This is a genomic window from Lujinxingia vulgaris, from assembly GCF_007997005.1.
Lineage (GTDB): Bacteria > Myxococcota_A > Bradymonadia > Bradymonadales > Bradymonadaceae > Lujinxingia.
Window position 1 is genome coordinate 44775 of record NZ_VOSL01000036.1, and the last position, 21626, is coordinate 66400.

The 21626-nt window shown below is 64.9% G+C and carries 19 protein-coding genes; 15 read left to right on the forward strand and 4 right to left on the reverse strand.

The window, feature by feature from the left end:
• The first annotated feature begins 24 nt into the window (after positions 1 to 24).
• The 3 genes from trxA (at position 25) to topA (ending at position 4774) form a co-directional block, all read left to right on the forward strand.
• Complete coding sequence (trxA, locus tag FRC96_RS07205; RefSeq protein WP_115606576.1) at positions 25 to 354, forward strand: thioredoxin; 330 nt, start codon at positions 25 to 27, stop codon at positions 352 to 354.
• A gap of 111 nt (positions 355 to 465) precedes the next feature.
• Positions 466 to 1950, forward strand: coding sequence for a tetratricopeptide repeat protein (locus FRC96_RS07210; RefSeq protein ID WP_146973831.1), 1485 nt, complete (start codon positions 466 to 468; stop codon positions 1948 to 1950).
• A 280-nt stretch (positions 1951 to 2230) separates the two neighbouring features.
• On the forward strand, positions 2231 to 4774 hold the full coding sequence (gene topA / locus FRC96_RS07215) for a type I DNA topoisomerase (RefSeq protein WP_230469969.1): 2544 nt from the start codon (positions 2231 to 2233) through the stop codon (positions 4772 to 4774).
• A 154-nt stretch (positions 4775 to 4928) separates the two neighbouring features.
• Here the strand turns inward: topA and FRC96_RS07220 are convergent, their stop codons facing one another.
• The 3 genes from FRC96_RS07220 to FRC96_RS07230 all read right to left on the reverse strand — a co-directional run bounded on the left by FRC96_RS07220 (position 4929) and on the right by FRC96_RS07230 (position 9508).
• Complete coding sequence (locus FRC96_RS07220) at positions 4929 to 6143, reverse strand: lactate racemase domain-containing protein (protein WP_230469993.1); 1215 nt, start codon at positions 6141 to 6143, stop codon at positions 4929 to 4931.
• 4 nt (positions 6144 to 6147) lie between these two features.
• Positions 6148 to 8436, reverse strand: coding sequence for a RecQ family ATP-dependent DNA helicase (locus FRC96_RS07225; RefSeq protein WP_146973834.1), 2289 nt, complete (start codon positions 8434 to 8436; stop codon positions 6148 to 6150).
• Positions 8437 to 8635: 199 nt separating this feature from the next.
• On the reverse strand, positions 8636 to 9508 hold the full coding sequence (locus FRC96_RS07230) for a hypothetical protein (protein WP_146973835.1): 873 nt from the start codon (positions 9506 to 9508) through the stop codon (positions 8636 to 8638).
• 246 nt (positions 9509 to 9754) lie between these two features.
• Here FRC96_RS07230 and FRC96_RS07235 point away from each other — a divergent pair, with 246 nt between their 5' ends.
• From FRC96_RS07235 to FRC96_RS07285, 11 genes are all read left to right on the forward strand, one after another.
• Positions 9755 to 10927, forward strand: coding sequence for a M20 metallopeptidase family protein (locus tag FRC96_RS07235; RefSeq protein WP_230469970.1), 1173 nt, complete (start codon positions 9755 to 9757; stop codon positions 10925 to 10927).
• Between the two features lie 139 nt (positions 10928 to 11066).
• Entirely contained in the window at positions 11067 to 11381 is a 315-nt protein-coding gene (locus FRC96_RS07240; RefSeq protein WP_115606588.1) for a YbaB/EbfC family nucleoid-associated protein, read from the forward strand.
• Positions 11382 to 11407: 26 nt separating this feature from the next.
• Positions 11408 to 12019: a recombination mediator RecR gene (gene recR, locus FRC96_RS07245; protein ID WP_146973837.1), complete on the forward strand. Its 612-nt coding sequence runs from the start codon at positions 11408 to 11410 to the stop codon at positions 12017 to 12019.
• A gap of 142 nt (positions 12020 to 12161) precedes the next feature.
• Entirely contained in the window at positions 12162 to 12653 is a 492-nt protein-coding gene (locus FRC96_RS07250; RefSeq protein ID WP_146973838.1) for a roadblock/LC7 domain-containing protein, read from the forward strand.
• Between the two features lie 306 nt (positions 12654 to 12959).
• Complete coding sequence (locus FRC96_RS07255) at positions 12960 to 13556, forward strand: GTP-binding protein (protein ID WP_111731164.1); 597 nt, start codon at positions 12960 to 12962, stop codon at positions 13554 to 13556.
• A 170-nt stretch (positions 13557 to 13726) separates the two neighbouring features.
• Positions 13727 to 14197: a hypothetical protein gene (locus FRC96_RS07260; RefSeq protein WP_146973839.1), complete on the forward strand. Its 471-nt coding sequence runs from the start codon at positions 13727 to 13729 to the stop codon at positions 14195 to 14197.
• Positions 14198 to 14291: 94 nt separating this feature from the next.
• Complete coding sequence (locus FRC96_RS07265) at positions 14292 to 15926, forward strand: MutS-related protein (protein ID WP_230469971.1); 1635 nt, start codon at positions 14292 to 14294, stop codon at positions 15924 to 15926.
• A 461-nt stretch (positions 15927 to 16387) separates the two neighbouring features.
• Entirely contained in the window at positions 16388 to 16573 is a 186-nt protein-coding gene (csrA, locus tag FRC96_RS07270; RefSeq protein ID WP_115606598.1) for a carbon storage regulator CsrA, read from the forward strand.
• A gap of 66 nt (positions 16574 to 16639) precedes the next feature.
• Positions 16640 to 17134, forward strand: a complete 495-nt coding sequence (locus FRC96_RS07275) for a DUF4912 domain-containing protein (protein WP_230469972.1) — start codon at positions 16640 to 16642, stop codon at positions 17132 to 17134.
• Positions 17131 to 18756: a glycoside hydrolase family 57 protein gene (locus tag FRC96_RS07280; protein ID WP_146973842.1), complete on the forward strand. Its 1626-nt coding sequence runs from the start codon at positions 17131 to 17133 to the stop codon at positions 18754 to 18756. The genes FRC96_RS07275 and FRC96_RS07280 overlap by 4 nt, the downstream gene beginning before the upstream one ends.
• Positions 18757 to 18840: 84 nt before the next feature.
• A complete protein-coding gene (locus FRC96_RS07285; RefSeq protein ID WP_146973843.1) occupies positions 18841 to 19296 on the forward strand; it encodes a DoxX family protein in 456 nt (151 codons plus the stop codon).
• Positions 19297 to 19336: 40 nt separating this feature from the next.
• Here FRC96_RS07285 and FRC96_RS07290 read toward each other — a convergent pair whose 3' ends face one another.
• Entirely contained in the window at positions 19337 to 19909 is a 573-nt protein-coding gene (locus FRC96_RS07290) for an SRPBCC family protein (protein WP_146973844.1), read from the reverse strand.
• Between the two features lie 211 nt (positions 19910 to 20120).
• Here FRC96_RS07290 and FRC96_RS07295 point away from each other — a divergent pair, with 211 nt between their 5' ends.
• Entirely contained in the window at positions 20121 to 21611 is a 1491-nt protein-coding gene (locus tag FRC96_RS07295; protein ID WP_230469973.1) for a pyridoxal phosphate-dependent decarboxylase family protein, read from the forward strand.
• Positions 21612 to 21626: the final 15 nt, after the last annotated feature.

The window sequence follows — 21626 nt, forward strand, 5'->3', positions numbered from 1 at the left end:
GCGGAGCTAAAGAAGGAGTCCATCGTGACGACGCATAACTTCAACAAGAACAACTTCAATGACGAAGTGGTCAACGCTGACGTGCCCGTGATCGTGGATCTGTGGGCGCCCTGGTGCGGTCCCTGCCGCGCGCTCAGCCCGGTTATCGACAAGCTCGCTGGCGAGTTTGAGGGCCAGGTCAAGGTCGGCAAGATCAACATCGACGAGGAGCCTGAGCTGGCGCAGGCGTTCAACGCGCGCTCCATCCCCATGGTCGTGGCGATGCGCGGCAATGACGTCGTCGACGTGATGATGGGGTTCCAGGGCGAGCAGCCCCTGCGGAAGCTCTTTGAGAAAGCCAGCGCGGCGAAGTAAGGCGCGTTTCTTGAAGGCGCAGGCGCGCTCGCGCCACCTACAATCATGACGATCTGACCTACGCCCGCTTTCTTGAGGAGAGCGGGCGTCTGTCGATGGGACGCGGTGATTATGAGTGACGTAAAACAACCTCCCGTAGCGCTCAGCCCGAGCTATGAGGCGATGTGGACCCAGCTCACCTCCGAGCTCTCACCTCTGATCGAGGATGGCGCGCTGCATCAGGCGGTGAGCCGCCTCAGCGCGATGCTCGAGACGATGGGGCCGGCCGGCGAGGAGCCGGGCGCGCGCAGCGAAGATGATTTGCTGCGCGGTCGCCTGTTGACCCGACGCGCCGAGCTCTACCTGGATCTCGACGAGGTCGATGATGCCCTGGCTGACGCCCAGGCGGCCTGGAAGGCCGGCTGGCGCGACGCGGCGACGATGGCCGTGGCCGGCTGGGCCAGCTACCAGCTCGATGAGCCGGAGGCGGCGCAGGCCTATTTTAACGAGGCGATCGCGCGTAAAGAGGGCGATCCGGGCATGCTGATGGGGCGGGCGTTGGTGGCCGTGGAGCTTGAGGAGTACGAGGAGGCTCGCGCCGATCTGACCCACGCGCTCATCGCCGATCCGGACAACGCTGAGATCCTGGCGCTGCGCGGGGAGGTTCACCTGCGGTTGAGCGATCTGAAGGGGGCCGAGCGCGACTTGAAGGCCGCCCGGGAGCTCGACGCCGAGGATGCCGACTACGCCCTGGCGATGGCTCGCCTGCATATGCTGCGCGGCCAGGTCGATGAGGCCCTGAGCCTGCTCGACATCGCCGTCGGCGAAGGCACGGACGTAGCGCTGGAGGCGATCTTGATGCGCAGCCACCTGCGCCTGACGCGCGGGGAGCATCGCCTGGCACGCGAAGACGCGCTGCGCGCCTCCAACATCTACCCCGAAGAAGCCTTTGCCTTTGTGCAGCTCGCTAACGTGCAGCTGGCCGAGGGCAAACTCAGCGCCGGCAAGAAGGCCGCCGAGCGCGCGGTGATGCTCGATCCGAGCCTCCCCGACGCCTACGCGGTGCGCGGCGCCGCCTTGCAGATGAGCGGCGAAGAGGAGGCGGCCCGCGCCGATCTGGAGCGCGCCTCCAGCGCGCCGGCCGAGCTGCCGATGTTCTTGCTGGGTCCGGCCTACGACTCGGTGGAGATGCCCGCGCTGGATAGCTCGATCTTCGAGATGTTCGGCAACGACTTCGATCCCTCGAACTTCGCCGATGCCTTCAGGCAGGGCGGCGCCGGCGGCCCGAAGATGCCCGGGGGCAACCCCATGGGCATGCTCGACCAGCTCTTTGATGAGTCCGGCAACATCCGCGGGGCGTTCAAGCCCATCTTCGAGATGGCCGTCAAGCAGGCCCCCACGCTGATGAAGAACCTGCCGAAGAGCATGCTCGGCGACATCGACGAGGAGCAGCTCAAGAAGATGGATCTCTCCAACCTCTCGGCCGACGATCTCGAGAAGCAGATGCGGGACTTCTACACGATGATGAAGTCCGGCAAGGGCCCCGGCGCACCGAAGTCTGACGATGACGCCGGCGGTGATGACGCCGACGCTCCCGAGAAGATCGACGAAGACTAAGGGCGCAACCCCGGGCGTTTTGGGGTGTTGCAGATATCGAGAGCCCCGCGCTGCGTCGCAGCGCGGGGCTCTTCTGCAGGCCCGGCCGGCGGTGAGGCTGGACAAACCCCCGGGCTCTTCTCTATGAAAGCCCCCCACGGGCAACGGGTGGAGGTGGAGAAGCCCCTTCTGAGGGGCGCGCAGCAAATGCGCCTTGCCACCTCGTGATGAGCGCGTAGATCTGAGCCTCGAAGCCGTTGGGCCCTGTTAATGAATGAACAGCGAAGCGCGGAAACCTTCTATGTCAAAACTCGTGATCGTCGAGTCGCCCTCTAAGGCGAAGACCATTCAAAAGTACCTGCCCAAGGAGTTTGTGGTGAAGGCCTCGCTGGGCCATATCCGCGACCTCCCGGACAACGCCGGCCAGATGCCCGCGAAGTATAAAAAGGAGCCCTGGGCCAGCCTGGGTGTGAACATCGAGGAGGGCTTTGACGCGGTGTACGTCGTCAAAGATCCCCGCTCCAAGAAGGCCATCAAAGAGCTCAAGGCCGAGCTTAAGAAGGCCGACGCCCTCTACCTCGCGACAGATGAAGACCGTGAAGGAGAGGCGATCAGCTGGCACCTATTGGAAGAGCTCAAGCCCAAATGCCCGACGCACCGCATGGTCTTTCACGAGATCACCAAGTCGGCCATTGAGCGCGCGCTGGAGAACACCCGCGAGGTCGACAGTAGCCTTGTGGAAGCCCAGGAGACGCGCCGCATCCTCGACCGCCTGGTGGGCTACCCGCTCTCGCTGCTGGTAGGCAAGAAGATCAAATACGGGCTCTCAGCCGGGCGTGTGCAGTCGGTGGCGGTGAGGCTTCTGGTGGAGCGCGAGCGCGAGCGTCGCCGCTTCCGCACCGGCTCGTACTGGGACCTCAAGGCGCAGCTCGCCGAGAAGGGCAACGCCTTTGATGCGGTGCTTCATGAGGTCGACGGCACCCGCGTGGCCACCGGCAAAGATTTTGACGAGAACACCGGCAAGATCGCCGAGGGCAAAAACGTCCTGCTCCTCGATGAGAAGCAGGCCAAAAAGATGGTCGATCAGCTGGCCAGCCGCCCCTGGACGGTCAACGAGATCACCGAGCGCCCCTATACCACCCGTCCCAAGCCGCCCTTCATCACCTCGACCCTGCAGCAGGAGGCCAGCCGTAAGCTGGGGATGTCGGCCTCGGATACGATGCGGGTTGCGCAGTCGCTCTACGAGAACGGTTTTATCACCTACATGCGTACCGACTCGGTGAACCTCTCGCAGCAGGCGCTCAGCGCCGCGCGTAAGGCCGCCGGCGAGCTCTACGGTGCGGAGTATGTGGCCGATAAGCCGCGGGTTTACGCCTCGAAGTCCAAGGGCGCGCAGGAGGCCCACGAGGCGATTCGTCCCACCGGCGATGCCTTTGTGCACCCGAAGAAGTCGGGGCTTAAGGGGCGCGATCGCAAGCTCTACGACCTGATCTGGAAGCGCACCGTGGCCAGCCAGATGGCCGACGCCAAAAAGACCAGCGTGCGCGTGGACCTGAAGGTCAGCGACGACGAGCACACCTACATGTTCCGCGCCAACGGCAACCGCATCGACTTTGCGGGCTTCATGCGTGCGTATGTCGAAGGCGCTGATGATCCGGAAGCGGCCCTCGAAGATCGCGAAGTGCTGCTGCCGGCGCTCAAAGAAGGTGGGGAAGTCGACTGCAACGAGCTTGAAGCCATCGGCCACGAGACCAAGCCGCCGGCGCGCTTCACGGAAGCCTCGCTGGTGAAGGTGCTCGAAGAAGAAGGCGTGGGCCGCCCGAGTACCTACGCCACGATCATGAGCAAGATCACCGCTGGCGAGAAGTACGGCCGTAAGGTGGGCCGCACCCTGGTGCCGACGTACATGGCCTTTGCGGTCACCGAGTTCCTGGAAAAACACTTCGGGGAGCTGGTCGACACGCAGTTTACGGCGCGGATGGAAGACGATCTCGATGAGATCGCCGCCGGCAAGGGCTCCAAGGTGGAGTACCTGCACCAGTTCTACCGCCGCGAGGGTGCCTTTGCCGACAAGGTCAACGAGGGCGAAGAGAAGATCGAGCCGGACCTGGCCCGTGAGGTCACCCTGGAAGACTTCCCGGCCACGCTAAAGGTAGGGCGCTACGGGCCTTACGTGCAGATCGAGGTCGATGGCGAGACCAAGACCGTCGATGTGCCCGACGACATCCCGCCGGCCGACCTGGATTATGAGAAGATCCTGGAGCTGCTGGAGAAACGTGAGCAGGGGCCTGAATCCCTGGGGATTCACCCGGAGAAGGGCGAGCCGATCTTTTTGATGAACGGCCGCTTTGGTCCCTACTTCCAGCTGGGTGAGCGCACCGAAGAGAACAAGAAGCCGCCGACGGCCTCGGTGCCCAAAGGCATGAAGCCCGAAGACGTGACCCTGGAGCAGGCAGCGCAGCTGCTTGATCTTCCGCGTGAGCTGGGCAAGCACCCCGAAGATGGCAAGCCGGTAGAAGCGGGCATCGGGCGCTACGGGCCTTTCGTCAAACACGTCAAGGAGTACCGCAACCTGCCCGAGCAGGACATGGTCTTCACGGTGACGCTGGAGCAGGCGCTGGAGCTTCTGGCGCAGCCCAAGGGGCGCCGCTCCAACAGCCGCAAGGTGCTCAAGGAGCTGGGCACCGACCCGGACAGCGGCAAGCCGATCAACGTGCTCGACGGGCGCTACGGGCCTTATGTGAAGCTGGGCAAGGTCAATGCCTCGCTTCCCAAGGGCACCAACCCCGATGATATGACGCTGGAGAAGGCGCTGGAGCTCATCGAGCAGAAGAACGCGAGCTGAGCCAGTCTCCGGCCTTTCGCGCCGCCGGCGATCCGCGCCGCGTGACGCCGGGCCGGGCGTTGAAAAAAGAAAGCGTCCTCGCCGGAGATTCGGGCGGGGGCGCTTTTTTGTGGTCGGAAGCTCGCCGGGCCCGGGAGCAGGCTGAGCGGGAGACTCAGTGCTCGAGGATCGGCAGCCCGGTGAAGATGTCGGGAAGCGAGACGCCGGTGACCAGGGGAAGGTTGAGCGCGCGGTGGGCTTCCTGGAGGCTTCGGAACTGGCGGATGCCCACCGCGTCGAGCTCCTGAAGAGGTTGGGGCGTGATCAGGGCGATGGGGTTTCGCTCCAGGGCCATGGCCAGCACATAGGCGCGTTGCTGACCGCCGACGCCGGGCTCCGGTGAGGGGCGTTCGCCGCGAAGCTCCGCGAGCAGAGTGTCGCGGCCCCGGGCCAGAGCGCGGGCGAAGGCGCGCTCGCCATCGCCGCGTCCCAGACCTTCGGGGCATGTGGCTTCCAGCACGATCCACCCTCCCGGGGTCAGGGCGCTGTGCTCGACGAGCGCGGCGTAGGTGGCCGCGCGCGAGGCCTGGTAGAAGTTGTCGGATTTGCTCGGCGGCAACTTCAGGTGCAGCCAGGGCAGAGGCTCGCTGGTGTAGAAGAAGGCCTCACGGGCGATGCTGCAGGCCTCTTCAAAGGTGGGGCGGACCGGGCCGAAGAGGATGGCGCGGGGCTCGGGGTGGCCGGGCACGATCTGCAGCGCGTCGACGGGGACGTTCATCTTCGCGACCCGCCAGAGGGCCTGCTGAAAGGGGTTGTCGTCGATGCGTCCCAGGCGCACGCCGGGGTGACGTAAGAGCTCCAGGCCGTGCAACGTGCCGATGGTCTCTTCGCCGGCGCAGCCGATGGCCAGGGCTTTGATGCCGCCGGAGAAGCCAGCGTACTGATGCGGCTCGACGGTGCCGACGACGATGATGCGGTCGTGCTGAAAGAGCATCGGGTGCAGCAGCGCGGGCAGCGGTCGATCCCCACCGGGCGGGGCAGGGCCGATCAGCGGTTCGGCCTGGGGCTCCGACAAGAGCCCGACGTCGGCGCCGAGCATCGAGAGGCGCGGGTGGTGCGGGTTGTGCTGGGTGAGTGTGGCGCCGGCGTCGTGGCAGATCTCCAGGAGGGGCCGGAGCTCGGAGAGGGCCAGCGCGCGGTGCAGGCCCAGGGCGACGAGCACCGAGATCTGCGCGGGCTTAAAGGTGTTGAGGTGGTTGAGCAGCGGCTCAAGCACATCGGGAAGATCCACAGGGCGTGTGGCGTCGGGGATGACGACCAACAGACGTTGATCGGGTGCGATTGAGGCGGCCCGACGGGCGAGGGTTTGGCTTACCGATCGGTGAAGCACGCTCTCAGGAGGCTTCGGGGGTTTGATCGTGTTCAAAACGCTCCTGAAGTACGATGGCGAGGTTCAACTTCAGCGTATCGTAGTCGCAGGGGGTGGTGAGGCGCTCTTTGAGTGGCGCCAGCTTATCATCCGGGGACCACTCGCTGGCAAGCTCGCGCAGCTCGGGCAAGAGGCGACCGTCGGCGTGCTCATCGAGCGGGAGCTTATGGCCGCGTTCTGCCAGCGTCATAAAGTGGCGCAGCACGCTGGAGGGAGTGAGCCCGCGCTCTTTTGCGATGGCGCGATAATCATGCCCCTCACGAACCAGCATCAATGTACGCAGGTAGGTCTCGCCAAGCTCGCCATCGCCGGAGGCCGGCCTGGGGCGGCTCTCGGAGGAGCGGGCGCTCGGAGGAAGATCACCCAACTCGGAGGCTGAGCGCAGATGACGCGCCAGCACCTCGGCCACAGTCTCGGAGAGGGGCTCCGAGGACATCATCAACTCGGTGCCCGCGTCGGTCAGTGAGAGGCAGCCGTAGGTGTTCTGGGTGGTCAGCCCGAGCTGGGAGCAGACATCGAGCAGGCGCACGAGATCATCCTGACGAAGATCGCGCAGGATGCCATGGGTGGAGAGCTGGTCGAGGCCGGCGCCGACGATCTTTTTGGCGCGCGATCCGCGCAGCATCGCCGCGATCACGTGGGCGCCCCATTTGCCGCGGGCGCGGGCGATGCCGCTTAAGACTTTGCGCAGCACCGTCTGGGCCGACTCGCGCACGATGATAGGCGCGCGCACCTGACCGGCGGCCTGCGCATAGGAGGGCGGTCCGCAGCATCGATCGCAGCGCTTGCACTCAGCGATGTCGTGGGCGGTGTCGCTGAAGTAGCGCACCAGGTAGACCTGCCGGCAGGTGTGGCCGGTGGCGTAGCGCACCATATCTTCTTGATGTTGCTCATCGACGCCGCGCCGCGCGTTGAGCGCGTCCCAGTCCACGCGAAGATCGCGAGTGCGGGCCTGGTCGATGACCTCCAGCCAGGGGGCCGGTCCGCGCTGGCCAAAGGCCAGGTGCCCGCCGCGCTCCAGAAGTCGCAGCGCCGAGCCCACCGCCCAGGGGTGCACCCGGTCGTCGCCGGCGCGCGAGAGGTGGTCGGCGAGCATGTCGGCGTCCAGGGTATGCATGCCCACGCCGTGCTTTTGCAGAAGGGTCCAGAGCCGCTCCACCAGCTTGCGGTCCGGGAAGGAGTTTTCGGTAAAAAACTCGTGGATGCGCAGATCGGCGCGGTTGTAGAGCAGCAGACAATGTGCCGGATCGCCGTCACGCCCGGCGCGTCCGGCCTCCTGGTAGTAGGCCTCCACGCTGCCGGGGATGTTAAAATGCACGATCGCGCGCACATCGCTCTTATCGACGCCCATGCCGAAGGCGTTGGTCGCGATGAGCAGCGGGGCGTCGCCGGCCATAAAGGCGTCCTGGACCTCGTCGCGCTCCTGGTCGGAGAGCCCGGCGTGGTAGAGCGCCGGGTAGTAGCCCGACTCCCGCAGATTGCGCCCGACCTCTTCGACCTGCTTGCGGGTGGCGCAGTAGATGACCTTGCTGCCCTCCGGGGTCTGGTCGAGCAGGGCCTCAATGCGCTCGTATTTGGAGCGTCGGCTGCGCGCCGGATACACCTCGAAGAAGAGGTTGGGACGCTCAAAACCGGAGACGACGACGCTGTGGTTGTCGAAGTCGAGCTGGGCGGCGATGTCGCGCTGAACGTCCGGGGTTGCCGTCGCGGTGAGCGCCAGCGTCGTGGGCGCACCCAGCTTCTGACGGACCTCGCCGAGGTTGAGGTAGTCCGGGCGGAAGTCGTGGCCCCACTGGCTGATGCAGTGTGCCTCATCGATGGCAAAAAGCCCGATGGGCACGCCGGAGAGCGCGTCGAGGAAGGCCTGGCTTTTAAAACGCTCGGGCGCCACCAGCACGACTTTAAACGCGCCGGCGCGCATGCCGGCCAGGCGCTGGCGCTGCTCGTCCCAGCTCAGAGATGAGTTGATGTAAGTGGCTGGAATGTTAAAGGATTCGAGCGCGTCGGCCTGATCTTTCATCAGGGCGATCAGTGGCGAGACGGCCAGGGTGAGCCCGGGGAGCACACAGCCCGGGAGCATGTAGCAGAGGCTCTTGCCGCTGCCGGTGGGCATCACGATGAGCGTGTCGTTTCCCTCGACCACCGCCTCAATGCCGCGGCGCTGGCCGGTGCGGAAAGACTCAAAGCCGAAGATGTCGTGGAGCGCGGCGTCGATCGAGGGCGCGATGGGCGCAAAGGGGGCGGGGAGGTTCATAGTGCGGTGCTCGAGAGAGGAGGGCCGGCACGCCCAGGGCGTACTGGCGAGGGTGGCGCCGTCGGCGCGCGCTCACGACCGGAGGTGCAACAGGGTGCTTCTCTCATTATCGCGTCGGGCGCGCCGATCTTGCTCCTTTCTTCGCAGGGATCGCGATCGCGGGCAAGGCCCTCCCCCGATCCGGCCGGCGGACACACCCTCAAAAACGCACGCTGAGGCCCGCGCTGGGGGCAAAGACCCAGTTGTCGTAGTTGCGCGACGACTCCAGCACCGTGGGCCGAAAGAGCACCCGCATCATCGTCATGTCCACATGCAAGAAGACCCAGCGGTAGCCGAGCATCGCGCCCCAGTTCAGACCGACGTAGTGCAGCTCGGAGTCTTCAAAGAAGCGCGAGGGGTTGTAGTCCTGGTACTCCTCGGGGATGCGCTCTTGGAGCCAGTCCGGGAGGTTGGGGGTGGCCGAGAGGTCGCTGTAAAGGTAGCGCGGCGAGAGGTAGAGCTTGATGATGTCCTGGTACTGCCAGCCGGCGGAGAGGCCGGCCTCAAAGTCGTGGCGTTTAAACTCGGTCATCACCAGCCACTCCACCGCGGAGCTGGCCACGGAGCGGTGGTAGCCGTAGGCGGCGTGGGCGGTCAGCGCGAGGTCTCCTCCCTGGCTCTCCCAGAGCTGCAGACGCACATCGGGTTTGACGACGTTGCCGTTGTAGCGAAGCCCCACGTCGAGGCCCTCCAGGGGGCGATCGCTCACACCCACGCGCAGCGCGACCTCAGGGGTGACCCCGGGCAAAAAGAGCTGCCAGAGCAGCACCGCGTCGAGCAGCGTACGCAGCTCCTCTTCGGTGATGGGGCCCTCGTCGCGTTGGGCGGCGTCGACCACCGCGCGCCCGGCGTCGATGGTGCCGTCAAAGACCCCGGTATAAAGATCGGCCTGGGCTACCCCTGTGATCTGCACCTCGCCGGGGGCAAGGGTGTGGGCCGGAGCGAGGTTGCTCAACGAGGTGGCGCAGCCGCTGGCGAAGAGCAGGGTCAGCGTGAGCAACGTAACGAAGATCGGGCGAGGAGAAGAAGGCATCATCAGCTCATTCCAGAAGAAGATGTCGTTTCAGCGGCGAGGATCTCGGGGAGGTGGCGAGCTCCCTGAATATCAGGGGGCGAGCACCCTGAGTTGTCGCGATGGCTTTCTTGACAGGGGTAGGGGCATTTGCCCTACTCCCGTCGTGTTTGTCGAGCGCGGCGGCGCTTTTTGTGCACGTCGTGTTGAACATTGCGATCGATCTTCCTTTTTCAACGCCCGAGAGCCGGGCAGAGCAGGTGCATGATGAGCCAGGATAGGATGACCCTCGACACCGAGCTTGTGGCCTGGCGCCGCCACCTCCACGCCCACCCGGAGCTCTCGTTTGAGGAGCATCAGACCGCGGCCTTTATTGAGCAGCGGCTCTCGGAGCTGGGTGTGGAGAGCACCCGGGTGGCCGAGACGGGCGTGGTGGCGCTGATCGAGGGGGCGCAGCCGGGGCCGACGCGGGCGTTTCGCGCCGACATCGACGCGTTGCCCATTCAGGAGCTTGGTGAGCGCGACTATTGCAGCACGCGCCCGGGGGTGATGCACGCCTGCGGCCATGATGTGCACACGACGGTGGGGCTGGGGGTGGCGCGCGAGCTTGTGGCCCGGCGCTCGGAGCTAAAAGGGCGGGTGAAGATGATCTTTCAGCCCGCCGAGGAGGCCTCGCCCACAGGTGAGCCGATTGGGGCGGAGCGCATGGCTGTGGAAGGAGTGCTCGAAGCGCCGGAGGTCGAGGCCATTCTCGCGTTGCACTGCATGCCGACGTTGGAGGTGGGTAAGATCGGCTACACCGGCGGGCCGGTATGGGCGGCCTCGGAGCTTGTGGAGGTGGTGATCGAGGGCAAAAAGAGCCACGGCGCCTACCCGCATGAGGGCATCGATGCGGTGGCGGTGGCTGCCCAGGTGATCGTGGCGCTGCAGCAGGTGGTCAGCCGCGTCACCGATGCGCGCGACGCGGTGGTGCTCTCCATCGGCAAGCTGGAGGCGGGCAACTCCTACAACATCATTGCCGAGCGGGCTGAGCTCACCGGCATTTTGCGCGGACTTTCGGCGCCGGCGATCGAGCGCGCGCGCCAGGCGGCGCGCCAGATCATTGAGGGGGTCTCCGCCGCTCTGGGAGCGCGCGCCACGGTTCGTTTTGTGCCCGGTGCGCGCCTGACCGCCAACGACGCGGGCCTGGAGGCGCGCGTGGTGCGCCTGATTGAAGAGCGAGTGGGAGAAGGCGTGATGGTCAAACATCTTCCCCAGCTTGGCGCCGAGGACTTTGCGGCCTTCTCCACCCGGGTGCCGGCGGCGTACTTCTTTCTGGGCGTTAAGGATCCGGGCTCCGAGGACGTGCACCCGCTGCACACCCCGCGCTTTGATGTCGATGAGCGCTGCCTCACGCTGGGCGTGCGCGCCATCACCGAGGCGTTGCTGGGCCTTGGCTAAGCGCGGGCCTGCGCGTTTCGTCCCCAAGACGCGTTGCGCACTGCCGGGTGTGTGCGTATAACTCACCCCTCGTGTCGCCCGGCGGCGGCGCGAACCACACTCCATTTAATGACGTTGCGCCCACCCAGGAGCACTCGCGATGAAAGGCGGCATGAACAGCCTGGTCCGCCAGGCCCAGAAGATGCAATCGCGCATCACCAAGGTTCAGGAAGAGATCGGCAACAAGACCATTGAGGCCTCCACCGGTGGCGGCATGGTCACGGCCGTGGTGAACGGCAAGCAGGAACTTCTGCAGATCAAGATCAACCCCGATGTCGTCGATCCCTCCGACGTTGAGGTGCTCGAAGAGATGGTGCTCGGCGCCGTCAACCAGGCCATGGAGATGGCCGGTGAGATGATGAACTCCGAGATCGAGAAGATCACCGGCGGCCTCAACATCCCGGGCCTCTTCTAAGCCCCCTTCCGACCCGGGCCCACCCGATGAAGCCCCGCGATCCCATCACTCGCCTGGTCAACGCGTTTCGCAAGTTGCCGGGTATTGGCGAGCGCACCGCTACGCGCCTGGCCTTCTTCGTGCTCAATGAGAGCGAGGAGATGGCCCGGGAGCTGGCCGAGGCGCTGGTGGAGGTCAAGGAGCGGGTGGGCCTGTGTCAGGTCTGCTGCAACCTGACCGAGGCGGAGGTCTGCGAGATTTGCCGCGACACCCGGCGCGACACCACCACGATCTGTGTGGTGGAGCGCACCCAGGACCTGCGCGCGATCGAACGGACCGGCGATTTTCGAGGGCTCTACCACGTGTTGCACGGGCTGATCAGCCCGCTCGACGGGGTGGGCCCCGATGATATTCGCCTGCGTGAGCTGCTCACCCGCCTGCAGTCGCCCCCCGAAGGGATGGAGGAGCCGCAGGAGGTGATCGTGGCCTGCAGCCCCTCGGTCGACGGGGAAGCCACCGCGCTTTATTTGCAGCGTCTGCTCAAGCCTCTGGGGCTTAAGGTCAGCCGCATCGCCAGCGGTGTTCCGATTGGCGGAGAGCTTGAATATACCGACCGGGTCACCCTCTCGCGTGCGCTCTCGCAGAGGCGGGAAATGTAGCGTGCGCGCGGGTTTTCGCCCGTTCGCTGCGCCCCAACCCCGGCGTTGCGTGGGGTGGGTCACTGTGCTAGCTTGACCCGTGAAAGTCAGTTTGACGCCGACTCGACCCTCCCTCTGAGGGAGGCAACCGAGGAGTACCTCCATGCTCAGTTCCCAGATGGTGATTTACGAAGAGGAGCACCAGAAGCTCACAGAGATCTGTGAGCGTCTTGTGCGCGATGCCCTCGCGAAAGCCATCTTTATTGTGGACAAAGACGGGCAGCTGGTCACCGCCACTGGCGAGACCACTGGCATCGACACCACCGGTCTGGCCTCACTGGTCGCGGGCTCTACGGCGGCCACCGGCAGCCTGGCGCTGATGCTCGGAGAGGAGGAGTTTCCGGTTCACTTCCACGAAGGAAAAAGCAAGCATCTGCATGTCTCCGTCATCGGCGACACGCTGATTCTTGTGGTCATCTTCGATGAGCGCTCCAGCCTCGGGCTTGTGCGCCTGCGAGTGAAGCGCGCCTACGCGGAGATGGCCGATATCATCGCGGCGGTCGCCGAGAAGGCCAAAGACGGCAACAAAGATATGGATATCTTCGGCGAGATCACCGACGACGATATCGACAGCCTCTTCAATGATGCCTTCTAGTGAGGGCTCTACGCTTGAGGCACCCGGTTTCAGATGACGTTTTGATGTGGTTTTGGGGAGCTTTCGCAGGTGTTCGCCCGGTAGGTTCGGCGAAGACCAACGCAGGCTCGACGCCAGGCCTGAAGGTCGGGCGGCGGATGTTCAAAATTTAATTCGACACGATTTCGCCTCGTGGTATAACGCTTCGCGGCATTCCAGCGAGTTTATTCGACGATGTCGATTTCGAGACTTCGAACCAGCTAACGCAACGTGCCCCGGCCCCAGGGTACGTACGCCTTGGCCACGCGCGGTGACGAGAAGGTCCCTATGTCGTTCATCAATTACGCCCAGCGGGAAATCATCCTCAAGATCGTTTACTACGGGCCGGGGCTCTGTGGTAAAACGACGAACATTAAGTTCATCTACTCGGGGACCAACCCGGACGCGCGCGGTAAGCTGGTGAGTCTGGAGACCAAGCAAGAGCGCACGCTCTTCTTCGACTTCCTGCCCCTGAGTCTTCCCGCCATCCGCGGCTTCAAAACTCGCCTGCACCTCTACTCGGTGCCCGGTCAGCTCTTCTACAGCGCCAGCCGTAAGCTGATCATGAAGGGCGCCGACGGCGTGGTCTTCGTCGCCGACAGCCAGCGGGCTCGTAAAGAGGCCAACATCATCTCGATGGAGGACCTCAAAGAGAACCTGGTGGCCTACGGCTACGACATCGACAAGATCCCCTTTGTCATCCAGTACAACAAACGCGACCTGCCCACGGCGATGCCGCTCGAAGAGCTGCGCGCCGACCTCAACCCCGAGGGCAAGTACCCCGACTTTGAGGCCAGCGCCATCGCGCCCAATGGCCCCGGCGTCTTTGAGACGCTCAAGGCGGTGGTCAAGCAGATCCTGGTCGAGCTGAAGAAGACCAAATAAGTCGACATCTTGACTGTGAGCGTTCAGAAGCGGCACCCCCTCGGAGGGTGCCGCTTTTTTTTGGTCGCCGGGCGCTGATATTTGGCAGGCTGTGCAGGGAATGGTCATCGTAAAGGTGTTGTTTTTCAACACGTTACGACGGTTAACGGCGACGCGCACGGAGGTATGCAATGGGGCTGCTCTCGGAGCTTACGTACACCCATATGGAGGTCTTCTCGACGATGGAGGCGATCGGGCGTTCGATCGCGCAGGCCCAGCGCGCCCGGGAAGATGAGGGTGAGGTCCATGCGCTCTTGCGCGAGATCGTGCCGCGGGCGCTGCTCCTGCGTCAGCGCTTGCAGGCGACCTTCGATCGGGAGCGGGAGCATCTCTACCCGCGGGTGCGGCGCATCTTCGGCTCGGAGGTCGAGGAGATCGAGGGGCTCAAGCGCTACGCCGAGCAGGTGCTGGAGCAGCTCGACCACTTTATGGATGAGCTCCCGGCAGCCACTCGCGGGCGTTACCATCCGGTGCGGCTGGCGTACCTGGCGTTGCTCTTTGATGAGCTGGCCGAGCTCTATGAGTCGCGCACCGAGATCGAGCGTCGCTTCTATGAGACCTACTCCACGATCGTGTTCCCGGGTGGGGCGGCCACCGACTGAAAGGGGGCGGGAGCAAGCCAGGGAGCTTGTGCGGCTTTGCCAAACGTCGGGCGCTCGCGCATAGTCGCAGCCGTCTTCGATGAGAGGCTGGCCGATGAGCGAGTGGAAGGATCTGAACAGGGTGAAGGGGGAGTCCGGCGCCCCGGCGCGCTTTGGCGATGCGACCACGCTGGAGGTGGTGGGCGCGCGCGATATGCTCGGGAGGTTGCGCCCTTTGAGTGAGGCGGGGCGTGCGCGGGCGGCGCGCGTGCACGTCTATCGCGGGGATGAAGTCGCGCGCTGGGACGCAGAAGTCGCGCGCCTGCGCACGCTCGACCTCTGGCATCAGGATCATGCCGAGGTTCAACGCCCGATCGATGACGCGCTGCGTGAGCTTCCGGCCCTGGAGCGGCCGCTTCGTCGCCTGCAGCTCGGGGAGGTGCTGCGCGACGCGGAGCTCTTTGAGGTCAAACGTTTTCTGTTTCACGCGCTGACGATCCTGCAGGCGGCCGGGAGCGCCGATGGTCTGCCGGCCCCTGGCGAGCCGGGCTATGAGGTGCTGCGCGAGACGATGAGCGCGATGCACCCGGAGGCGCAGGCCAGCGCGCGTTTTCATTTAAGCGATCAACTCGACGGGGAGCTGGCCCGGGCGCGGAAGGCGCATCGCCGCGCGGGGCGCGAACTTCGTAAGGTTCGCGACGCCGCTGAGGCTCAGATCTGTGAGCGCTGGGGCGGACGCTTCGATGTGCGGGGCCGCTACCGACCCGAGGCCGGTGTGACCCTCGACGATCAGCGCCTGGCCTACCAGGGGGGGGCCTGGCAGCTGGTCGATGAGGCGGTGGTGGAGGCCGAGGCGGCGCAGGCTCGTGTCGCCGAGGAGGTGGAGGCGCGCGAGCAGCAGCTGCGGGGGCGACTGAGCGAGCTTTTGCAGCGCGCGCTCCCGCAACTCGAAGGCACCATCGAGGCGCTGGCGCGCTTTGATGAGGGGCGGGCGCGGGTGCGCCTGCGCGAGGCGATCGGTGGCTGCTGGCCGGAGCGTCGGGAGGGCGCGGCGCTGCATCTTGTGCAGGGGCGCGATCCTCGCCAGGTCGATCGCATCGGCGATGAGGTTCAGCCCATCGATGTGGCGCTCGACGCGCCGGTGACGGTGGTGCTCGGCCCGAATATGGGCGGGAAGTCCGCGCTCTTGAAGCTCGTGGGGCTTTGCCAGTTCTGCGCGCAGGCGGCGCTGCCGGTGCCCGCCGAGCGTTGCACCTTCGGGATGCTGGAGGGGCTGATCTATGTGGGCAGTGAAGAGGGGGGCGCCGCCGAGGAGGAGGGGCTCTCGTCGTTCGGGCGCGAGGTGCGGCGCCTTGTGGCGCATTGGGAGGGGGCCGTGCCCCGGCTCTGGCTGCTCGATGAGCCGGGGCGCGGCACCCACCCGGCCGAGGGCGCGCGCTTCGCGCGGTCGGTGATTGAGGCCCGGCAGCGCGCCGGCGATCGGGTCGTGGCCGCCACACACTTCCCGGAGATCGCCGCGGCCGACACGGTGGCGCGGCTGCGCATTCGCGGTCTGCGCGTCAGCGATGAGGCGCTGCGTCTGGCGCTCTCCGCCGGTGACTCGCCGCCAGAGCGCGATCTGGACCGGCTCACCTCCAAGCTTCGCGCGCTGATGGATTACCGGCCGGAGCCCAGCCTTGCCACCGACGTGCCCCGCGACGCCTGGCGGGTGGCCCGCGCGCTGGGGCTGAAGCTGGACGACGAGCGCTGAGATCGCCCGGGCGATCGGGAAAAACTTTCCCCTGACTCGAAATCGGGTGACGATGGGCGCTCTCGGCATCGCCAGCGGGCGAGGTGTGGGTGGATGTTGCTTTCGACGCGGTCAGAAAGGTGTTTTCTTAAAGTTTCTCTTTAAGTTTTTTGACCGGCCCCCCAACCTGGTGTCTTATGGGATCACGATGTAGGTGCAGGTAGTCATGCAAGGAAGCGATCGACACCGGCATCGGGAGGTTCCCCTCAAGGGCGTCTCGGGCATGTTCTATGCGCCCGTACGCGTTATGCCCTGAGAGCCCTCTGACAGGTTCTGCGATCTTTTGCTGGCCGAAGGCCACTATGGTGCGCAGACTAAACGCCCTGTCAGGGCCAGCTCGGGTGAAGGGAGCGTCGATCGAGGAGTGGGCGCATAGTGCGTCGGACATCACCCAATCATCACTCGTGGAAAGGAGTGGGCCCATGTTGACCCTAACCAGGAAGGTCGGGGAGTCGATTCGAATCGGGGAAGAGATCGAGATCGTCGTCAAAGAGATTCGCCGCAATCAGGTTCGCATTGGCATTGTCGCGCCGCGCGATGTTCCGATTTATCGCGAAGAGGTGTACGAGGCGATTCAGGAGGAGCAGGGCGACGACGAGGAGCCCTAGCGGGCGGGCGACATAAGCATCGGGAGCGCGATGGGAAGCGAGCAGCAGCCGTACGAAGGGTATGGGATGTCTCAACGGGGAGAGACGCAGCTGGTGCTGCTGTGGCGCGATCCGGAGGTGGGCTATGTGTACTGGGAGCTCACCGGGGAGGTGCGTCCACGCGAAGCGTGGGCGCGCCTGGTGCGTTTGGAGGCTGGCGACGGGGTGGAAGAGCTGGAGCGCTGGCGGGTCGACGAGGCGCTCTCAGGGCGCTTTGTGCGGGCTGATCAGGGGAGGGCGCGCTACCGCGCCGAGCTCGGGGAGGTGGGGTCGGACGGCAGCTTCAAGGTGCGGGCCAGCTCGGAGGTGAGCGAAGCGCCGGGGCGTGGGCCCGGGGACGGCGCCCCGCGTTTTGTGCGGGTGATGCTCAGCAAGACGCAGGGCTTAAGCTGGGAGCCCACCGAGCATTCGCACCCCACGCTGGGGCGTTTTTTGCCGGGCGTGGGTCAGCGACCGAGCTCGACGGCTTTTGTGGGCGATCAAAAAACTCGCGGGGATGATCATCGAAAGGGGGACGCATGAAGACCTTTTTGAGCGTGGTGCTTCACGCTCACCTGCCATTTATCCGTCATCCGGAGCACGCCTACCACCTCGAGGAGATGTGGTTCTATGAGGCGATGCACGAGACCTATCTGCCCCTCTTGCAGGCCCTCGACCGGCTGGAGGCCGACGGGATTGAGGGGAGGGTGACCTTGAGCCTGAGCGCGCCGCTGATCGCGATGATGGCCGACGGGCTCTTGCGCGAGCGATGTGTGGCGCAGCTGGAGCGGATGCGCGATCTGGCGCGCGCCGATCGGGCGCATGGCGAGAGACCGGAACGCGCGCGAGCGCTGGCTGATTATTACGAGGCGCGCTTTGAAGCGTTGCGCGCGTATTACCTCGATGAGCTCGACGGCGATGTGCTCTCGAGGTTCAAGCATCACGCCGAGGGCGGACGTCTGGAATTGATGACCTGCGTGGGCACCCACCCGATTCTGCCCTTTCTGGAGAGTGATGCGGGCAGGCGCGCGCAGATCCGCGCGGGCATCGCCGAGTTTGAGCAGCACCTGGGGTTTCGACCGCGCGGGATCTGGATCGCGGAGTGCGCCTTTGCGCCGGGCATCGATCGGCTGCTGGCCGACGAGGGCATCGCCTTTGCCTGCCTGGAGGATGTGGGCATCCTCACCGCCGATGCGGCGCCGGTCTACGGCACCTACTCGCCACTGGTCTCCCCGGCGGGCGTGGCCTTTTTCGGGCGAGATCAGCTGGCGAGCGCGCAGGTCTGGAGCGCGAGCGAGGGGTACCCGGGCGATTATGACTATCGGGAGTTCTATCGCGATCTGGGCTACGACCTTCCGATGGAGGTGGTCTCTCCCTACATTCACCCCGACGGGATCCGGCATCATACCGGGCTAAAATACCATCGGATCACCGGGGATGTGGACCTGGGAGATAAGGACTTCTATCAGCCGGAAGTTGCCGCCCGGCGCGCCCGGGAGCACGCCTCGCACTTTGTGCACGCGCGTCTGGGGCAGGGGCGCGATCTTTTTGAGAAGTTGGGAGAGCGCCCCGCGCATCTGACCTGCTCGTATGACGCGGAGCTCTTCGGGCACTGGTGGTTTGAGGGGCCGCTCTTTCTGGAGGCGGTCCTGCGGGAGGCGTCCCATCATCAGGAGCTGCACCTGGTCTCCCCGCTGGACTATCTGGCCGAAGAGCCGGTGCAGCAGCAGGCCACGCCGGGGATCTCCACCTGGGGTGAGGCGTCCTATTTTGGCGTGTGGCTCGATCCTTCCAATGCCTGGATCTACCGGCATCTGCGCAACGCGGAGGCCCGCGTTCTTCGCCTTGTGGAGAAGGCTGAAGAGGGCGAACTCGGGAGCGTTCCCAACCTCGGGCGCGCGTTGCGCCTGATGGGGCAGCAGCTGCTCTTAGCCCAGGCCAGCGACTGGGCGTTTATCATGAAGACGGGCACGACCGTGGCCTACGCGAAGGAGCGTCAGGCCGGCCATCTCGCTTATGTGGAGCGCCTTGGCGAGATGATCGCCTCCGGGGCCATTGATGTCGAACTTCTGGAGGAGCTGGAAGCGCGCTACCCGATCTTTGGCGCGCTCGATGTGGCGTGGTGGCGCGAGGAAGCGCCGTCTGCGCGGAGCGCGAGTGGTTGAGGTCGGCCGCGCCGGCGCCCCGGCCGGTGCTTAGCTTTGGGGGTGAGGGTTCGTCGCCAGGCTGCACCAGCGAGCGGAGGCTGCATGAGCGATCTGCGCAAAGGAAGCTTCTTGATGGGCCGGGTGATCGCCGGCTTTTTCTATCTGATCATGGGCCTCAACCACTTCGGCGCCTGGGAGGCGCTGAGCGGCTATGCCGCCGACAAAGGCGTCCCATTTCCCTCTCTGGCGGTGGGGTTGAGTGGCGTGCTTCTGGTGATGGGAGGGGTGAGCCTGGCGCTGGGACTGCGCCCGCTGCTCGGGGTGATCTGCATCGTGGTGGCGCTTTTGCCGATTACGCTGATGATGCACAACTTCTGGGCGATCGATGACGCGGTGGCCCGCCAGGTGGAGCTGACCTCGTTTCTGAAAAACGGGGGGCTGATCGGCTCGGCGTTGATCTTTCTAGCGCTGCGCGAGCCCTGGCCAATGAGCCTGGACGAGTGGCTTGACACCTGGCGTTTTCGTCAGCGTCTGCGCCATGCGCGCGAGCATGGCTGAAGCCCCCCGATGGGGCAGGCAGTGATGCTGTAAACCGCGACTATTTCGCGACCGCTTCCCGCACCGCCTCGATCACGCCGGGCATCGAGGATTCCTGGGCCCGGCGGCGCATCCAGTCGGGCACCGAGCCCTCCGGCGCGGCGTAGACCGAGTAGACCGCCAGGGTGCGGTTGTCGTGACCGTTAAACGACTTCAGGCTCCAGTAGCCCTCGTTAAAGCGGTAGTTGCCCTCGATCATCGTCCACTGACGGCGCCACTCCACCGGGCCGGCGGTGTGGGTGGCGGTGGTGGTGGAGCGAAGATCGCTCAGCGGGAAGGGCAGCCCCACGACCGTCTCACAGATTACGGTGTCGCCGTCGCGGGAGACCATGCGCGACTCTTTGATGCGCGGCATGGTGCGGCTGTAGTTGCCGCAGTCGCTGACGATCTTCCACACGTCGGCTGGCGAGGCTTCGATCACGCCGGTCACGATCATGCGCGGGATGTCGCTGCCGCTGACCTCCTGCGTCTCCACCAGGATTTCACCGGCGGCTAACTTCTCGTCGTTGGCAAAGGCCCAGGAGGCCGCCAGGGTCAAAGTGAGAAGGAGAGCAGTGCCGAGAGCGTGTCGCATCGTCGAAGATCCTTGGAAGTGAAGAGGCGCGTGGATTCTGCCCGAGCCTCAAAAGGGCGGCAGGACGCGCTTGCCTAAGCGTAGGATTGCCCCCAGAGTATAGGGTCTGCCAGCGCGCGAGAAAAGCATCGGCCAGAAGACCGCGTCTTAACGAGACGAGGTCGATGCCCCGTCATTCAAAGTTAGATGAGCTATGACCCGGAGTTCGGACGTGAGTGAGAGCCTGACCATCCCCGAGAAGGGGCTCGATAAGACGAAGTTGCTTGAGCAGATGCGCGAGCTGCGCGACGCCGACGGAAACTGGCGCGAGGGGCGCACCTGGAGCCTGGTGTATTACGCCGATGAGGAGCATTACGACTTTCTCAAGGACGCGCATAACACCTTCTTTAGCGAGAACGGGCTCAACCCGATGGTGTTCAAAAGCCTGCGCCGCATGGAGTCGGAGGTGGTGCGCATGTCGGCCGAGATGCTGCACGGCGACGGGGAGGTCGTGGGCACGATGACCTCGGGAGGCACCGAGTCGATCCTGATGGCGGTGAAGGCGGCGCGGGAGCGTTTTCGAAAAAAACGCTTCATCTTTAACGGGCAGCCCGAGCTTGTGGCACCGGAGTCGATCCACGTGGCCTTTGGCAAAGCGGCGCACTACTTCGGGCTGAAGGTGCGCTACGTGCCCCTGCGCGATGATTTTCGGGTGGATGTGGACGCGCTTAAGCGAGCGGTTAACCGCAACACGGCGATGATCGCGGCCTCGGCGCCGCAGTACGCCCACGGGGTGATCGATCCGATCGAGGAGATCGGGGCGTTCGCGCAGCGGGAAGACATCCCCTTTCATGTCGACGCCTGTTTTGGCGGCTTCTTTCTGCCCTGGATGGAGAAGCTCGGCTACGATCTTCCGCCCTTTGATTTTCGGGTGCCCGGGGTAACCTCGATCTCCGCCGATGTGCATAAGTACGGGTACGCGGCCAAGGGGGCTTCGGTGGTGCTCTACCGCAACATGAGCTTCCTGAAGCATCAGTTCTACATCTCCACCGACTGGCCCGGCGGCATCTACCCCTCGCCCTCGGCCGCCGGCACGCGCCCCGGCGGACCGATCGCCGCGGCGTGGGCGGCGATGAAGGCGATGGGCGAGGATGGGTACCTGAAGCTGACTCGCAAGACGATGGAGGCGGTGGAGGCTCTGCAGGCGGGCGTGCGTCGCATCGAGGGGCTCAAGGTGCTCGGGAGCACCGACGGGCCCGTGGTGTGTGTGGCTGCCGAGGGGCCGGAGATCGACATTTATGCGGTCGTCGATCAGCTCAACGCGAAGGGCTGGAACCTCGATCGGCAGCAAAACCCCAACAGCTTCCACCTCTCGGTCACGGCGAACCACCTGCAGGCGGTGCCGGCCTTCTTAGACGATCTGCAGCAGGCGGTCGATCACGTGCGCGCGCACCCGGAGCTTAAGAGCGAGGGGCAGGCGGCGATGTACGGCATGATCGCCAAAATTCCCTTCCGGGGCGCGGTGAAATTCAGCGTGCAGAAGATCATGGAGGGGATGTACGGCCCCGAGGGCAAGGTGCCCGACCTGGGCGGCGAGGCCACCGAGGATGATGATCTGATCATGCAGCTGATGGATAAGTACGGCGACAAGGCGATGGGGATTCTGGAGAAGTTTGAGAGCTCCAAAGAGGTCATCAAAGACGTGTTGCCGTGGAAGAAATGAGTTTTTTGGGCATGG

What these genes read in the sequence shown, in the direction of transcription:
- FRC96_RS07255 (WP_111731164.1), top strand. Translation starts at nt 12,960, where the DNA reads ATGTCGTTCATCAATTACGCCCAGCGGGAAATCATCCTCAAGATCGTT.
- FRC96_RS07225 (WP_146973834.1), bottom strand. Translation starts at nt 8,436, where the DNA reads ATGAACCTCCCCGCCCCCTTTGCGCCCATCGCGCCCTCGATCGACGCC.
- FRC96_RS07260 (WP_146973839.1), top strand. Translation starts at nt 13,727, where the DNA reads ATGGGGCTGCTCTCGGAGCTTACGTACACCCATATGGAGGTCTTCTCG.
- FRC96_RS07210 (WP_146973831.1), top strand. Translation starts at nt 466, where the DNA reads ATGAGTGACGTAAAACAACCTCCCGTAGCGCTCAGCCCGAGCTATGAG.
- FRC96_RS07230 (WP_146973835.1), bottom strand. Translation starts at nt 9,508, where the DNA reads ATGCCTTCTTCTCCTCGCCCGATCTTCGTTACGTTGCTCACGCTGACC.
- topA (WP_230469969.1), top strand. Translation starts at nt 2,231, where the DNA reads ATGTCAAAACTCGTGATCGTCGAGTCGCCCTCTAAGGCGAAGACCATT.
- csrA (WP_115606598.1), top strand. Translation starts at nt 16,388, where the DNA reads ATGTTGACCCTAACCAGGAAGGTCGGGGAGTCGATTCGAATCGGGGAA.
- FRC96_RS07250 (WP_146973838.1), top strand. Translation starts at nt 12,162, where the DNA reads ATGCTCAGTTCCCAGATGGTGATTTACGAAGAGGAGCACCAGAAGCTC.
- recR (WP_146973837.1), top strand. Translation starts at nt 11,408, where the DNA reads ATGAAGCCCCGCGATCCCATCACTCGCCTGGTCAACGCGTTTCGCAAG.
- FRC96_RS07265 (WP_230469971.1), top strand. Translation starts at nt 14,292, where the DNA reads ATGAGCGAGTGGAAGGATCTGAACAGGGTGAAGGGGGAGTCCGGCGCC.
- FRC96_RS07285 (WP_146973843.1), top strand. Translation starts at nt 18,841, where the DNA reads ATGAGCGATCTGCGCAAAGGAAGCTTCTTGATGGGCCGGGTGATCGCC.
- FRC96_RS07290 (WP_146973844.1), bottom strand. Translation starts at nt 19,909, where the DNA reads ATGCGACACGCTCTCGGCACTGCTCTCCTTCTCACTTTGACCCTGGCG.
- FRC96_RS07240 (WP_115606588.1), top strand. Translation starts at nt 11,067, where the DNA reads ATGAAAGGCGGCATGAACAGCCTGGTCCGCCAGGCCCAGAAGATGCAA.
- FRC96_RS07275 (WP_230469972.1), top strand. Translation starts at nt 16,640, where the DNA reads ATGTCTCAACGGGGAGAGACGCAGCTGGTGCTGCTGTGGCGCGATCCG.
- FRC96_RS07280 (WP_146973842.1), top strand. Translation starts at nt 17,131, where the DNA reads ATGAAGACCTTTTTGAGCGTGGTGCTTCACGCTCACCTGCCATTTATC.
- FRC96_RS07235 (WP_230469970.1), top strand. Translation starts at nt 9,755, where the DNA reads ATGAGCCAGGATAGGATGACCCTCGACACCGAGCTTGTGGCCTGGCGC.